Here is a 13,797-nt window from a genome sequence, read left to right on the forward strand (position 1 = left end):
GCCGTCGTCTCAGCGAAGCGCCGCCTGGACGATCCGCTCGACCTCGTCCAGCGCCGGGGTGAGCTGCGCACCCGAGAGCGCGTAGGTCTCCCGCGAACGGCGGTACGGATCGACGACGTCGTCGTCCTCCGGCCGTGCGGGGGTGAGGCCGCGCTGATCCCCGACGGCGCGGAGCACGGCGGCGAACCGGTCGCGCAGCGCTCCGTCCCCCCGGGCGGCGTCCTGGACCTCGTCGGTGCTCAGCGTCGAGGCGAGCCGTGCGAACTCGCGCAGCGTGAACGTGCGTCGGAGAGCCGCCGGCATCATCTTCACGACGGCGGAACGGTGCTCCCGCGCCATCGTCAGCACGAGGTCCGCCTCAGCGATGTACGGCTCGACGAGGTACCGGGCGCGGTGGGCCAGGGCGATCGTCGAGTCGGCGCCGCCCTGCGTGACGAGTTCGAGGGCTTCCTCCGGCATGCCGTGCCCGTCGAGCGCGTGCGTCCCGGCGCTGTGCACGCGGACGCCCAGCGGCTCGAGCCGCTGTCGGAGCAGCACCTCGGCGAGGGGAGAGCGGCAGATGTTCCCGGTGCACACCGTCAGGATGGTCAGCGTCTCGCCGGCGGGGGCGATCGGACTGACGCCGTTCTCGGGGACGGCGGTGGGCGCGGGCTGGTCCTGCTGCTCGCGCCACTCTCTGCGGCTCATGCCGGCCGGCGGGCCGTCGAGGGGAGGGAGGGTCACGAAGCCAGCCTAGGGTCCCTCGGTCCGTCCGGACCGCGTGACAACAGGGCCAGCAGCAGAGTCGCCACGACGGCTCCGAGGAAGGTGCCGGTGGTGTTGGCGATCACGTCGCTGAGCGTGGGGAACCGGGACGGCATCAAGCCCTGCACCGTCTCGATCACGACGCTCAGCAGACCACCGGCGAGCGTGACCTGCCAGAGTCGAAGCCGTGGCCAGGCGAAGGGCAGCAACAGCCCGACAGGGACGAAGAGGGCGACGTTGGCCAGGATCTCCAGCACCACGGCGCTCGGCTGGTAGGGCGCGATGCCGGCTTCCGCGACCCAGCGGGCCATCACGCCCACGAGACCCGTGACCTTGGACGACACGGCCGCGGGCAGCCAGACGGTGAAGCCCACGAACAGCAGGTAGCCGACCAGGGCGACGCGGGCTGCCACCCAGCCGCGCGGGGCACGGGTGGCGAGGGTCGGGGTCATGGCGTCATGCTATCCGCGCCGCCGGAGCAGCCCTCTCAGGATCGCGACCCGAGCTGCTCGATGTACCGCAGCAGCACTCCTTCGCGCAGCGCCCACGGCGACACCTCCAGCTCCTCCACCCCCAGTGCGCTCATCGCAGCATGCAGCGACACCGCGGCCGCCACGATCTGGAACGTCCGGTCGGGCGTGATCCCCGGGAGCTCCTGGCGCGCCGAGGCGGGAAGGCGCGCGAGCCGCGGGATCCACGACCCGAGCGCCTCGCGGGGGAGCAGCATCCGCTCGATACCCGACCAGCCGGGGACGGGATAGCCGACCAACCGTGCGAGCGAACGGATCGCCTTGGAGGACCCCACGACGTGGTCCGGACGGGGGAGGGCATGGAACCGGGGGACGACCGCGTCGAGAGTCGCTGCGGCGTGTGCCCGCAGCCGCTCCACATCGTCCTCACCCGGCGGATCCTGCGGGAGGAACTGCACCGTCATGCGCCCGGCTCCGAGCGGCACGGAGGCGGCGACGTCCGGTACCTCCTCGGCGCCCGCGGCGATCTCCAGGGAGCCGCCGCCGATGTCGAGGAGCAGCAGCTGGCCGGCGGACCACCCGAACCAGCGCCGCACCGCGAGGAAGGTGAGCGCGGCCTCGGTCTCCCCATCGAGCACCTGGAGCGGCTGACCCAGGACGGCCTCGATGCGCGCGATCACCTCGGCTCCGTTGCGGGCATCGCGCACGGCGCTCGTGGCCGTGGCGAGGAGCGCGTCCACGCGTTCCGCCTCCGCCACCCGGCGGGCCTGCGCGACAGCGGTCTCCAGGGCCTGCACGCCGTCCTCCGCGATCGCCCCGTCCGGTGTGAGGTACCGCATGAGGCGCAGCACGGTCCGGTCGCTCGTGGTCGCGAGCGGTCGTCCGCCCGGGCGTACGTCGGCGGCGAGCATGTGGACGGTGTTGGATCCGATGTCGAGGACTCCCAGGCGCACGGGATGAGGATACTCGCGCGCGGTTACGATGGACGACGTGACCACCGCCGACCCCACGCTGCCGCTGTCGCCGTACCGGGAGATCGGGCGCGCGGAGTGGGCGCGTCTCGCCGCCGGACTCGACCAGCCCCTCACCGAGACCGAGGTCGTGGAGCTGCGGGGGATCGGCGATCGTCTCGACCTCACCGAGGTCCGTGAGGTCTACCTCCCGTTGAGCCGGCTGCTGAGCCTGTACGCGAGCGCGACGAAGCAGCTCGGTGCGGCCACCTCGTCGTTCCTCCAGGAGGACGACACGACCACGCCCTTCGTCGTCGGTGTCGCCGGCTCCGTGGCCGTGGGCAAGTCGACCATCGCCCGGCTCCTCCGCGAGCTGATGAGCCGGTGGCCGGGGACGCCGCGCGTGGAGCTGGTGACGACGGACGGCTTCCTCTACCCGAACGCCGAGCTGGAGCGCCGGGGCCTCATGGACCGCAAGGGCTTCCCGGAGTCGTACGACCGCCGGGCGCTGATCGAGTTCCTCACGGAGGTCAAGAGCGGAGCGCCCGAGGTGCGGGCGCCGTTCTACTCCCACATGCGCTACGACATCGTGCCGGACGCGCACGTCGTGGTGCGCCGCCCCGACGTCGTGATCGTCGAGGGGCTCAACGTCCTGCAGCCTCCGCCCGCGCCGAACGACGTCGCCGTCAGCGACCTCTTCGACTTCTCGATCTTCGTGGACGCCGACACCGCGCACATCGAGAAGTGGTACGTCGACCGGTTCCTCGCGCTGCGGCAGGGGGCCTTCAGCAACCCGTCGTCCTACTTCAACGTGTTCGCGCACCTCACCGATGAGGAGGCGATCACCACCGCACTGGGATATTGGAACGAGATCAACATGCCGAACCTCGTCGAGAACGTCATGCCCACGCGGCACCGCGCGCGGCTTGTTCTGCGCAAGGGCGCGGATCACGACGTGGAGAGCGTGCTGCTGCGCAAGCTCTGAGCCGCCCTGGCGGGCGTCCTATTGTTCGGACGACTCGCAAAAATTCCCGCTTACCCTTATCCCCATGTGTGGAATCGTCGGATACGTGGGCCCGCGGCCCAGCCAGGACATCCTTCTCGCCGGCCTCGCCCGGCTCGAGTACCGCGGCTATGACTCCGCGGGCATCGCCGTGATCGACGGCGAGGGAACGCTGGGCATGCGCAAGAAGGCGGGCAAGCTCGCCATGCTTCGCGACTCGCTCGGCGATGCACCCCTCGCCGACGGCACGACCGGCATCGGTCACACCCGGTGGGCCACGCACGGCGGCCCGACCGACGTCAACGCGCACCCGCACCTCGCCGACGACGACAAGCTCGCGGTGATCCACAACGGCATCATCGAGAACTTCGCCGCGCTGCGCGACGAACTCCTCGCCGACGGCGTCGCCTTCCGCAGCGAGACCGACACCGAGGTGGCCGCGGCTCTGCTCGGCCGCGAGTACGCCGGCAACGGGGGCGACCTCGCGCTCGCGTTCCGCGCCGTCGTCAACCGCCTCGAGGGCGCCTTCACGCTCCTCGCGATGCACCAGGACCACCCGGGTCTCGTCGTCGGCGCTCGCCGCAACTCGCCGCTCGTGATCGGCCTGGGCGAGGGGGAGAACTTCCTCGGCTCCGACGTCGCCGCCTTCGTGGAGCACACCCGCAAGGCCCTCGCGATCGGTCAGGACCAGATCGTCTCGATCACCCCCGACGCGGTGACCGTGACCGACTTCGCCGGCACGCCCGTCGCCGCCGAGCCGTTCGACGTCTCGTGGGACGCCGCCGCCGCCGAGAAGGGCGGATGGTCGAGCTTCATGGCCAAGGAGGTCGCGGAGCAGCCGGAAGCCGTCGCGAACACCATCCGCGGCCGCATCCGCGACGGTCAGGTCGTCATCCCGGAGCTGGACGGTCTCGACGACCTGTTCGTCGGCATCAACCGCGTCATCGTCACCGCGTGCGGCACCGCCTCCTACGCGGCCCTCGTCGGCAAGTACGCGATCGAGCAGTGGGCGCGCGTGGCGGTCGACGTCGAGCTCGCCCACGAGTTCCGGTACCGCGACCCCGTCATCGGCGCGGACACCCTCGTCGTCTCGATCAGCCAGTCCGGCGAGACCATGGACACGCTGATGGCCGTGAAGTACGCCCGGGAGCGCGGTGCCCGCACGCTGTCCGTCTGCAACACGCAGGGGGCGACGATCCCGCGCGAGTCCGACGCCGTCGTCTACACGCACGCCGGCCCGGAGGTCGCCGTCGCCTCGACCAAGGCGTTCTCCGCCCAGATCACGGCGCTGCTCCTGCTCGGCCTGCACATGGGACGAGTCCGCGGCGTCGTGGCCGACGCCTCGACCGATGTCGAGGAGCTCGCCGCGCTGCCGGAGAAGGTCGCGAAGGTGCTGGAGAGCGAGCACGAGCACGTGACCCAGCTCGCGGGCTGGATGGCCGACACCCGTTCGGTGCTCTTCCTCGGTCGCCACGTGGGCTACCCGATCGCGCTCGAGGGGGCGCTCAAGCTCAAGGAGATCTCCTACATCCATGCGGAGGGCTTCGCCGCCGGCGAGCTCAAGCACGGTCCGATCGCGCTGATCGAGCCGGGCCAGCCCGTGTTCGTGCTCGTGCCGTCGCCGCGGCACTCGGCACTCGTGCACTCCAAGGTCGTCTCCAACATCCAGGAGATCCGCGCCCGCGGTGCCCGCGTGATCGTGGTGGCGGAGGAGGGCGACGCCGCCGTGCTGCCCTTCGCCGACGAGGTCATCCACATCCCGCTCGCCGGCCCCATGTTCGAGCCGCTGCTGGCCGTCGTCCCGCTGCAGATCTTCGCGATGGCGCTGGCGACCGCGAAGGGCCTCGACGTGGACCAGCCGCGCAACCTCGCGAAGTCCGTCACGGTGGAGTGACCGCCGACCCACCCTGTTCTGTTCGCCCCACCCCTCTGCGTGCGCACGCAGACGGGTGGGGCGTTCGTAACGGGGTGGGTGGGGAAGCCCGAGTAGGCTGAACGCGTGATCATCGGCACCGGCATCGACCTCGTGGACATCCCGCGGTTCGAGCGCACGATGACCAGGACGCCTCGTCTGCGGGAGCGGCTGTTCGCCCCGTCCGAACGGGAGCTCCGGCTGCCGTCCTTGGCCGCGCGGTACGCCGCGAAGGAAGCGCTGATCAAGGCCCTCGGCGGCTCCGACGGCGTGCACTGGACCGAGATCGAGATCGCCTCCGAGCCCTCAGGGCGGCCGCATTTCGTGCTGTCCGGATCCACCGCCGCGGTGGTCGAGGAACGCGGCATCCTCACGCTGCACCTCACCCTCACCCACGACGCCGGTCTCGCCGCCGCGTTCGTCGTCGCCGAAGGAGCCCCGCTGTGACCGTCCCGTTCCGCGAGGCGACGATCGACCTGGATGCGATCGCCGACAACGTGCGGCACTTCCGTCGCCTGACCGGCGTGGAGGTGCTCGTCGTCGTGAAGGCGAACGCGTACGGCCACGGTGCCGCCGCGGCCGCCGTGGCGGCTCTCTCCGCCGGCGCCACCCGCCTCGGCGTGGCCGAGATCCCGGAGGCACTGGAGCTGCGGCGTCAGGGCGTGCACGCCCCGATCGTGGCCTGGCTGCACGCTCCGGGGGAGCGCTTCGTCCAGGCGGCCGCCGAGGGGATCGAGCTCGGCATCTCGTCATACGACCAGCTGCAGGCGGCGGCCGCCGCCGCATCCGGAGACCGCCCGGTCGCCGTGCACCTGAAGCTCGAGACCGGGTTGTCCCGCAACGGCATCGCCCCCGACGGCTGGGGGACGGTGCTCGCGGAGGCCGCTCGCCTGGAGCGCATCGGACGGGTCAGGGTCGTGGGACTCTTCAGCCACCTCTCCAACGCCTCGCCCGCCGACGACCGTGCCGCGCTCGCCCGATTCGAGGAAGGGGTGGCGCAGGCCGCCGCGCTCGGCGTGCGACCCGAGATCCGACACATCGCCGCCACGGCCGCCGCCATCGACCTTCCCGAGACGCGACTGGACGCCGTCCGCATCGGCATCGGCACCTACGGCCTCTCGCCCTTCGACGACCGCTCCTCGGCGGAACTGGGCCTGCGTCCGGCCATGACCCTTCGTGGGGCGGTCGCCGCCGTGCGGCGCGTTCCCGCCGGCACCGGGGTCTCCTACGACTACGTGCACCGCACGGACCGGGAGACCACCCTGGCGCTCGTGCCGCTGGGGTATGCCGACGGCGTCCCCCGCAGCGCCTCGGGGCGACTGCCCGTGTCCATCGGAGGGCGGCGTTACACGAACGTGGGACGGATCGCGATGGATCAGTTCGTCGTGGACGTCGGCGATGCCCCGGTCGCGGTCGGCGACGAGGTCATCCTCTTCGGGGACCCGACCCTCGGCGTGCCCTCGGCCGCGGACTGGGCCGAGGCCGCCGGCACCATCGGCTACGAGATCGTCACCCGCATCGGGCACCGGGTGCCGCGGAGGACGACGTGAGCCTGGACCCGGCGTTCCTCGGACGCCGGCGGATCGCCACCTCCGAGGAGATGGAGCAGCTCGGGCTGCGTATCGGCGAGCAGCTCGAACCGGGCGACCTGCTCATCCTCACCGGACCCCTGGGGGCGGGCAAGACCACGTTCACCCGGGGTCTGGCCGAGGGACTCGGTGTGCGGGGGCCCGTGCAGAGCCCGACCTTCGTGATCGCCCGCACCCACCCGTCCCTGGTCGGCCGAGCGCCGCTCGTGCACGTGGACGCGTACCGCCTCGGCTCCGCCGCCGAACTCGACGACCTCGACCTCGATCTGGAGCGGTCGGTCGTGGTCGTGGAGTGGGGCCGCGGCATGGCGGAGGAGCTCGCCGACGCCTGGTGGGACGTCGAGATCGAACGCCCCGTCGGAGCCGGCGACGACGAGGACGACCTCGACCCCTCGGAGCTGGACGCCGACGCGCCGCGCTTCGTCACGATCGCCCGCGAGGAGCGCGCGTGACGGGGGAGACGCCGCTGGTCGCGGTCATCATCGAAGACGACCCCGGTGTGCGGTCGCTCCTGGACGAGGTGTTCCTCGCCGCGGGCTTCCGCACCGTGCTGGCGGGTTCCGGTCCGGACGGTCTCGCGGCAGTGGCGGCGCACCACCCGATCATCACCACCCTCGACATCAACCTCCCCGGCATCGACGGGTTCGAGGTCGCGCGACGCATCCGACGGGTCAGCGACACCTTCATCATCATGCTGTCCGCCCTCGCCGAGGAGTCGGACGTGGTGCTGGGCCTCACCTCCGGTGCCGACGAGTACCTCGTCAAGCCCTTCCGGCCGCGCGAGCTGCGGGCGCGGATCGAGGCGCTCCTCCGCCGTACCCGCCTGTCCGCGGCGGACAAGGGGACGCCCGCGGCCGCGAGCGCCCCGCCGCCCCGGGTCACCGTCTCGACGGCCTCCGCGGCGTCGAGCGCGTCCCTGCCGGTCATCGCCGCCGCCGACGCCACCGTCGCCACGTGGCGAGGGCTCGTGCACCGCGACCTCAGCCTCGACCTCGACACGCGTCTCGTGCTCGTCTCCCAGCGCCCCGTCGAACTCACCCCCACCGAGTTCGATCTGCTCGCCGCGCTCCTCGAGGCCGGCCGCAGAGTCTGCAGCAAGGCCGACCTCGCACGCGGGCTGCGCGGCCTCTCCGGAGACGCCTTCGACCGGGTGAGCGAGCCGGACAAGCGGGCCATCGAGACGCACATGGCCAATCTGCGCCGGAAGCTCGGTGACAACCCGAACGCCCCGCGCTACATCGAGACGGTGCGCGGCGTCGGCTACCGTCTGACCTCCGACGACCGGCCCGTCTGAGGAGAGGGGTCGAGGCCGCGGCTCCCCCACCGCGGCCCCGGATGCCTGCGAATCCCCACTCGCGCGGCCCCAGCTTCTGCGAAATCCCCAGTCGCAGCGTCGGCTCCCACTCAGAATCGTAGGACGGGAAGGCCACCTGAAGAGCGCGAAGTGACGATCTTTGAGTAATCTTGCGTGAATGCTGAGGATCGACCGGGAGGCGGGCCTTGATGATCCGCACGGTCTCGATCTGGCGGTGGCAGCTGGTGTTCACCGCGAGCATCGTCGCCATCGTGGTGATGGTCGCGGGCTTCAAGCCGCAGACCCTCGCGATCCCGCTGTTCATCGGGGGGATCGGCCTCATCGTGGTCACCACCCTGGTGGCGCTCATGGTGCCCTGGCGGCGCCTGCCGCGCACGGCGGTGACCGTCCTCCCGCTGCTGGACGTGCTCGGGGTGGGACTGACGACGAACGTGCCGGATCTCCGGCTCGGCTTCCTCTGGGTGTTCCCGGTGGTCTGGTTGGCGACCTACTTCTCGATGCCCTGGGTGTTCGTCGGCATCGTCCTCAGCGGCGGCTGCCTCGTGTTCTTCGCGGACCGCTCCGGGCCGCCGGAGGACGTACTGCTCCGGGTGCTCACCGTCGTCATCACCCTGAGCTTCCTCGGCGTGACCGTCCGTATCGGCGCCCAGCGCTCCGGTGCGGCGCGGCGGCTCCTGCAGCGCCGTTCCGAACAGGTGAACAGGGCGGCGGAGCGGGCCGAGACGAATCAGGAGCGCGTCACGCAGGTCATCGACGCGCTGGGCATCGCGCTGGTGGTGGTCACCTCCGCGGGCCGCGTCCTGCAGATGAACGACGCCTACCGCGCCCTGTACGGCCGCGACCGCTTCGGCACAGCGCTCCCGTCGGCCTCCGTCGAGTACGACGCGCGGCGCGGAACGGCTCTGACGCCGGAGCGCACCACGCTGGCACGAGCCGCCGCGGGGGAGCAGATGCGGGAGGAGCGGGTGTGGCTGTACGACGGTGCAGGGCAGTGGCATGCCCTGGCCGTGACCACCCAGCCCATCGCAAGTGCCCGGGAGGGGGAGAGCATCACCCTCGTCGTCATCGATGACGTCACCGCCCTCCTCGAGGCCGCCGAGGAGCGTCGGGCGCTGACCGCCGTGATCTCCCACGAACTGCGCAACCCGCTCACGGCGATCATCGGCCATGTCGAGCTCCTGCGGGAGCGCGACGACCTCCCCGGCCGGGTGCCGGCGCAGATCGAGGTCATCGCGGACGCCGGGGAGCGGCTGCAGGATCTCGTCACGAGCATGCAGGCTCAGACGGGGCGGATCTCGCACGACCCCTTCGAGCCGGTGGACCTGCGCGTGGTCGTGGAGGAGTCCGCCGCATCGTTCGCGCCCCTGATGGGCGCCGCGCGCCAGGAACTCGTGCTCGATGGGGCGGAGCGGGTGGTGATCACGGGAGACGCGTTCCGGTTGCGTCAGGTGGTGGACAACCTCCTGGGCAACGCCGCCAAGTACACGGAGGGAGGCGGCCGCATCACGGTACGGCTGGTGGAGTCCGACGGCCATGCGGAGGTCACGGTGGCGGACACGGGGATCGGCATCTCCGAGGACGAGCTGCCGCGGCTGTTCGAGCCGTACTTCCGCGCCGACAGCGCCGTGCGCGGCGGCATCCCCGGTACCGGGCTCGGCATGGGCATCGCGCGGGACATCGTGGTCGCACACGGCGGCGTCATCCTCGTGTCGAGCGAGGTGGACGTCGGCACCACCGTCACCGTCCGTTTCCCCCGACGAACGAAAGAGGACCCCGTATGACACCGCTCGTGCCCGTGAGCGTCGATGTCACCACGAGCATGGTGGCGGTGGTGACCGTGCTCACCGCGGTCGTCGTCGGTCTCGCGACTCTCGCCCGACCGAGCAGGGCGACCATCGTCTGGGGGGTCGCCTTCGGTATCGGGATGCTCGGCGCCTACCTGTGGCTGGCCGGGCACCACACCGGCAGCCCCGTGCTGCGGGCGGCCGCGTCCGCCATCGTCGTCTGCTTCGTGCCGCTGGTGTGGATCGGCGTGCGGATGCATTTCGAGCGCACGGCACCCTGGCTTCCGGTCATCGTCGCGCTCGTCGGGGTGCCCGCAGCCCTGATCCTGACGGCGGGCACGCGCTGGTATCTGCCGGTGTTCCACGTCGTCTTCCTGGCGATGGCGGTCTTCGCCGGGCTGCTCGCCTGGGAGCTGACGCGCGGGCAGGCGGCGACGCGGGACATCGTCCTGCCGCTCGCGCTCGCCGCGTGCGGCTTCGTGGTGGTCGCCGTCGTCAGCGCGGGGTCCGCCCTCGTCTCCGGCGGCGTGAGCACCGAGGAGCAGCTCAGCGCGCTCCGCGGAGTGAACGCCCTGGGGACGATCGTCATGAGCACCTGCGCGGCGTTCACGCTCGTGCTCCTCGTCCGGGTGGAGAGCGCGCCGCCGGGGACCGACGGCGCCGCGAACCGTGCCAGGGATCGTCTGCGCAAGGCGGCAGCGCAGAAGGACCCCGCGTGGTCGGTCCTCGACGTCCGCCTGGACGATCCCGCCGACCTCCGCGAGGCGTCGAGCAGCGCCGGGTTCCGACGCATCGCGGACCGGTTCCACGCGGACATCTGCGACGCGCTCCCGGCGACCGCCGATGCGGAACGGGTCGCCGACGACCGCGCGATCGTCCTCATCCACGGCAGCGACGAGGCGGTGCGCTTCCATCTGCGGGCGATCCTGGGATCCGTGTCGATCATCGACCTGGACGCGCCGGCGACCGGCATCCGTTCCTCCGCGAGCATCGGCTGGGCGACGGCATCCGTCGCCGGGTACGACTACGACGCTCTCGTCGCGGCGGCGGCATCGGCGGCGTGCCGGGCGCGCGATGCCGGTGGGGATCAGTGGAAGCGGGCGCAGGAGTCGGACCTGGCCGCCGTGTGACCAGGCCCTCCGGCGTCAGCCGAACAGCCTCTTCGTCGTGTCGAGGTGCTCGCGCGTCAGGGCGGCGGCTGCTCTCGGGTCGCGCGCGACGATAGCGTCGCCGATTCGCGCGTGCGCCTCCTGGTCGGCATCGTCGCCGTGATGGCCGCGGATGCGCAGCATGTCGATCATCGCCTGCAGCGAGCGGGGGGCGAAGCCGTCGAACAGCTCCCGCAGCACGGGATTGCCGGACGCGACGACGACGGCGCGGTGGAAGGCCATGTCCGCCTCGACGTGCGCGCGGACGTCCGTGCGACGACGGTCACGTTCCGCGAGCGTGCGCGTCAGCTCGTCCAGGTCTGCGGAGGTCCGGCGCTCGGCGGCGAGAGCCGCGGCTTCGACCTCGATCGCGGTGCGGGCCTCGAGGACGGCGATGATGTCGGCGCGATCGAGGACGGCATCCCAACTCGCGGCGGGTTCCGTGGCCGTGACGAAGACCCCGGCGCCCTGGCGTGTGGCGAGCACGCCTCGCCCCGCGAGGATCCGGATCGCCTCCCTGGCCGTCGACCTTCCGACCCCGAGCTGCGGAGCGAGCGTCGTCTCGCCCGGCAGCTTGCCGCCGACCTGCCACTCGCCGGCTCCGATGCGTGCGAGAAGGAGCTCGGCGGCCTGTTCGGCGAGGGATTCGCGGCGCACGGTCGTCATGGGCCCATTCTCGCATCCGACGCACTTCTCTGCTTGTCTGAGGAGTTGTGGTAGAGTGCCCGTATGCGCACGCTCCGGTTCCTCCTCCTTCGCCGCCACGGCGGGGCCTGATCAGACCGGCTCCTCGTCGTGGAGCCGCAGCACGCGTCGGTCGCCCTCCCCGCGATCCGAACAGGAACCAGACCATGACCCCGTCCCGCGCTTTCCCGACCCTCTCGACTCCCTCCGGTGTCCTGCCCGACGACGCTCCGCACTGGAATCGGCAGCGGCCCTCGCAGATGCCCTCGAACCGCTATCGAGACGTGTACTCCCGCGTCGCCGTTCCGCTGGAGACCCCGACCTGGCCGAGCGCGCGACTGACGCAGGCACCGCTCTGGGTCCCGGTGGATCTCCGCGACGGGAACCAGGCGCTGGCCGAGCCGATGGACCCGTCCCGCAAGCGACGGTTCTTCGAGCTCATGGTCGCCATGGGCTACAAGGAGATCGAAGTCGGCTACCCCTCGGCCTCCCGGACGGACTACGACTTCGTGCGGCTCCTCGCCGAGACCGACCTCGCTCCCGCCGACGTGACGATCGTGGTGTTCACGCCGGCGCGACGCGAACTCATCGAACGGACCGTGGAGTCCGTGCGCGGCATCCGCAATCCCGTCGTCATCCACATGTACACCGCTACCGCGCCCACGTGGCGGGACGTCGTCCTCGGACAGGACCGTGAGGGGCTCATCGCGCTGATCCTCGCCGGAGGGGAGGACGTGCTGCGGTTCGCGGGAGACCTCGACAACGTCCGCTTCGAGTTCTCTCCCGAGGTGTTCACCCTCACCGAGCCGGACTTCGTCCTCGACGTGTGCGGGGCGATGACGACCCTGTGGGACGCGACCCCCGAGCGTCCCGTGATCCTGAACCTGCCCGCGACCGTGGAAGTCGCGACCCCGAACGTCTACGCGGACCAGATCGAGTACATGCACCGCAACCTCGGGCGTCGCGACGGGGTCATCCTCTCCGTGCATCCGCACAACGACCGCGGTACCGGCGTCGCCTGCGCGGAACTCGCCGTCCTCGCCGGCGCGCAGCGGGTCGAGGGGTGCCTCTTCGGCAACGGGGAGCGCACCGGCAACGTCGACCTCGTGACCCTCGCCCTCAACCTCCACGCGCAGGGCGTCGATCCGATGATCGACTTCTCCGACATCGACGAGATCCGCCGGACCGTCGCGCACTGCAACGGCATCGACATCCATGTGCGGCACCCGTATGCCGGCGACCTCGTGCACACCGCCTTCTCGGGCACCCATCAGGACGCCATCCGGAAGGGGTTCGCGGAGCATCGCGCCCGTGCTGCGAGGGAAGGCCGCGCGGAACGGGACATCGAATGGCGCGTGCCGTATCTTCCCATCGACCCGGCGGACATCGGCCGCAGCTACGACGCCGTGATCCGCGTCAACTCGCAGTCCGGGAAGGGCGGCATCGCCTACCTGCTGGAGGACGCCTACGGGATCGAGCTGCCGCGGCGCCTGCAGATCGACCTCGCTCGTCACGTCCAGCAGCGCACCGAGCAGACGGGACGCGAGGTCTCGGCCGCGGAGGTATGGGCCATCTTCGATGCCGCCTACCTCGCGAGCACGAGCCCGACGACGCTGCGAGCGGAGGCCGAGGTCGCGGGAGGGTGCACGACGATCACGCTCCACGCCGACGGCGTCGAGACACGGACCCGCCATGACGGCGTCGGTCCGGTGGAGGCGCTGGGCACGGCGCTCGCAGGGATCGGCCTGCCCGTCGAAGTCCTGAGTCTGCACCAGACGAGCATCGGATCGGGGGCTGGGAGCGAAGCGCTCACCCTGATCGAGTATCGCGACGGCGTGCGCTCGGGCTGGGCGGCCGGGCGCGACCGCTCCGTGCTGACCGCGACCCTGCACGCCGTGCGGAACGCGGCGGAGCGCTCCGCCACCGCCCCGCGGGGCGAGCGGGCCTAGGGGGTCTGCTTCTCGCGCCCGCGCGCGAGTGCCGCGGTGATGGCGTCCGCGGCGCTCGCGTCGGTGTCGGCGGCGGCGGAGACGTTCTCGGCGACGACGGCCTCGATGATCTCGGTGCGCTGGATGCGGGTCTCCCGCGGGGCCTTGACGCCGATGCGCACGCTGTCGCCCTTGATGTCGAGCAGCGTGACCTCGATCTCGCCGTCGATGCGTACGCTCTCACCGATCCGCCTCGTCAACACCAGCATT

The 13,797-nt window shown here is 71.4% G+C and carries 14 protein-coding genes; 9 read left to right on the forward strand and 5 right to left on the reverse strand.

The window, feature by feature from the left end; all coding sequences use genetic code 11:
• Positions 1 to 9: 9 nt before the first annotated feature.
• From AC3B5L_RS04285 to AC3B5L_RS04295, 3 genes are read right to left on the reverse strand one after another with little or no spacing between them, the layout of a single operon-like run.
• Positions 10 to 723, reverse strand: coding sequence for an arsenate reductase/protein-tyrosine-phosphatase family protein (locus AC3B5L_RS04285; RefSeq protein ID WP_259953045.1), 714 nt, complete (start codon positions 721 to 723; stop codon positions 10 to 12).
• Positions 720 to 1,196, reverse strand: coding sequence for a VanZ family protein (locus AC3B5L_RS04290; protein WP_259953047.1), 477 nt, complete (start codon positions 1,194 to 1,196; stop codon positions 720 to 722). Before AC3B5L_RS04290 ends, AC3B5L_RS04285 begins: the two co-directional genes overlap by 4 nt.
• 35 nt (positions 1,197 to 1,231) lie before the next feature.
• Positions 1,232 to 2,167: a Ppx/GppA phosphatase family protein gene (locus tag AC3B5L_RS04295; protein WP_259953048.1), complete on the reverse strand. Its 936-nt coding sequence runs from the start codon at positions 2,165 to 2,167 to the stop codon at positions 1,232 to 1,234.
• 28 nt (positions 2,168 to 2,195) lie between these two features.
• On the opposite strand from AC3B5L_RS04295, the gene coaA reads away from it, so the two are divergent.
• The 8 genes from coaA to AC3B5L_RS04335 all read left to right on the forward strand — a co-directional run bounded on the left by coaA (position 2,196) and on the right by AC3B5L_RS04335 (position 10,897).
• Entirely contained in the window at positions 2,196 to 3,149 is a 954-nt protein-coding gene (gene coaA / locus AC3B5L_RS04300; protein WP_071327518.1) for a type I pantothenate kinase, read from the forward strand.
• Between the two features lie 64 nt (positions 3,150 to 3,213).
• Positions 3,214 to 5,061 (forward strand): glutamine--fructose-6-phosphate transaminase (isomerizing), encoded by a 1,848-nt coding sequence (gene glmS / locus AC3B5L_RS04305; RefSeq protein ID WP_490096226.1) that lies wholly within the window; start codon positions 3,214 to 3,216, stop codon positions 5,059 to 5,061.
• 105 nt (positions 5,062 to 5,166) lie between these two features.
• On the forward strand, positions 5,167 to 5,526 hold the full coding sequence (locus AC3B5L_RS04310; protein WP_187663387.1) for a holo-ACP synthase: 360 nt from the start codon (positions 5,167 to 5,169) through the stop codon (positions 5,524 to 5,526).
• A complete protein-coding gene (alr, locus tag AC3B5L_RS04315) occupies positions 5,523 to 6,629 on the forward strand; it encodes an alanine racemase (protein WP_259953053.1) in 1,107 nt (368 codons plus the stop codon). The genes AC3B5L_RS04310 and alr overlap by 4 nt, the downstream gene beginning before the upstream one ends.
• Positions 6,626 to 7,120 (forward strand): tRNA (adenosine(37)-N6)-threonylcarbamoyltransferase complex ATPase subunit type 1 TsaE, encoded by a 495-nt coding sequence (tsaE, locus tag AC3B5L_RS04320; RefSeq protein ID WP_396817912.1) that lies wholly within the window; start codon positions 6,626 to 6,628, stop codon positions 7,118 to 7,120. The genes alr and tsaE overlap by 4 nt, the downstream gene beginning before the upstream one ends.
• On the forward strand, positions 7,117 to 7,962 hold the full coding sequence (locus AC3B5L_RS04325; protein WP_187663389.1) for a response regulator transcription factor: 846 nt from the start codon (positions 7,117 to 7,119) through the stop codon (positions 7,960 to 7,962). The genes tsaE and AC3B5L_RS04325 overlap by 4 nt, the downstream gene beginning before the upstream one ends.
• A 209-nt stretch (positions 7,963 to 8,171) precedes the next feature.
• On the forward strand, positions 8,172 to 9,764 hold the full coding sequence (locus AC3B5L_RS04330; RefSeq protein WP_259953055.1) for a sensor histidine kinase: 1,593 nt from the start codon (positions 8,172 to 8,174) through the stop codon (positions 9,762 to 9,764).
• Positions 9,761 to 10,897 (forward strand): hypothetical protein, encoded by a 1,137-nt coding sequence (locus AC3B5L_RS04335; protein ID WP_259953057.1) that lies wholly within the window; start codon positions 9,761 to 9,763, stop codon positions 10,895 to 10,897. Before AC3B5L_RS04330 ends, AC3B5L_RS04335 begins: the two co-directional genes overlap by 4 nt.
• Positions 10,898 to 10,912: 15 nt before the next feature.
• Here AC3B5L_RS04335 and AC3B5L_RS04340 read toward each other — a convergent pair whose 3' ends face one another.
• Complete coding sequence (locus AC3B5L_RS04340) at positions 10,913 to 11,581, reverse strand: FadR/GntR family transcriptional regulator (RefSeq protein ID WP_187663392.1); 669 nt, start codon at positions 11,579 to 11,581, stop codon at positions 10,913 to 10,915.
• A 278-nt stretch (positions 11,582 to 11,859) separates the two neighbouring features.
• On the opposite strand from AC3B5L_RS04340, the gene AC3B5L_RS04345 reads away from it, so the two are divergent.
• A complete protein-coding gene (locus tag AC3B5L_RS04345) occupies positions 11,860 to 13,548 on the forward strand; it encodes a 2-isopropylmalate synthase (RefSeq protein WP_490096424.1) in 1,689 nt (562 codons plus the stop codon).
• On the opposite strand, the gene csrA is transcribed toward AC3B5L_RS04345, so the two are convergent.
• Positions 13,545 to 13,796: a carbon storage regulator CsrA gene (gene csrA / locus AC3B5L_RS04350; protein WP_025104370.1), complete on the reverse strand. Its 252-nt coding sequence runs from the start codon at positions 13,794 to 13,796 to the stop codon at positions 13,545 to 13,547. The two genes, AC3B5L_RS04345 and csrA, sit on opposite strands and share 4 nt — an antisense overlap.
• Position 13,797 lies beyond the last annotated feature (1 nt).

The sequence above is a fragment of the Microbacterium sp. C-MGS6 genome (genome assembly GCF_058140415.1).

Coding starts and splice junctions, on each gene's coding strand:
- AC3B5L_RS04290 (WP_259953047.1), bottom strand. CDS start 1,196: ATGACCCCGACCCTCGCCACCCGTGCCCCGCGCGGCTGGGTGGCAGCC.
- coaA (WP_071327518.1), top strand. CDS start 2,196: ATGGACGACGTGACCACCGCCGACCCCACGCTGCCGCTGTCGCCGTAC.
- glmS (WP_490096226.1), top strand. CDS start 3,214: ATGTGTGGAATCGTCGGATACGTGGGCCCGCGGCCCAGCCAGGACATC.
- AC3B5L_RS04330 (WP_259953055.1), top strand. CDS start 8,172: ATGATCCGCACGGTCTCGATCTGGCGGTGGCAGCTGGTGTTCACCGCG.
- AC3B5L_RS04335 (WP_259953057.1), top strand. CDS start 9,761: ATGACACCGCTCGTGCCCGTGAGCGTCGATGTCACCACGAGCATGGTG.
- AC3B5L_RS04340 (WP_187663392.1), bottom strand. CDS start 11,581: ATGACGACCGTGCGCCGCGAATCCCTCGCCGAACAGGCCGCCGAGCTC.
- AC3B5L_RS04345 (WP_490096424.1), top strand. CDS start 11,860: ATGCCCTCGAACCGCTATCGAGACGTGTACTCCCGCGTCGCCGTTCCG.
- csrA (WP_025104370.1), bottom strand. CDS start 13,796: ATGCTGGTGTTGACGAGGCGGATCGGTGAGAGCGTACGCATCGACGGC.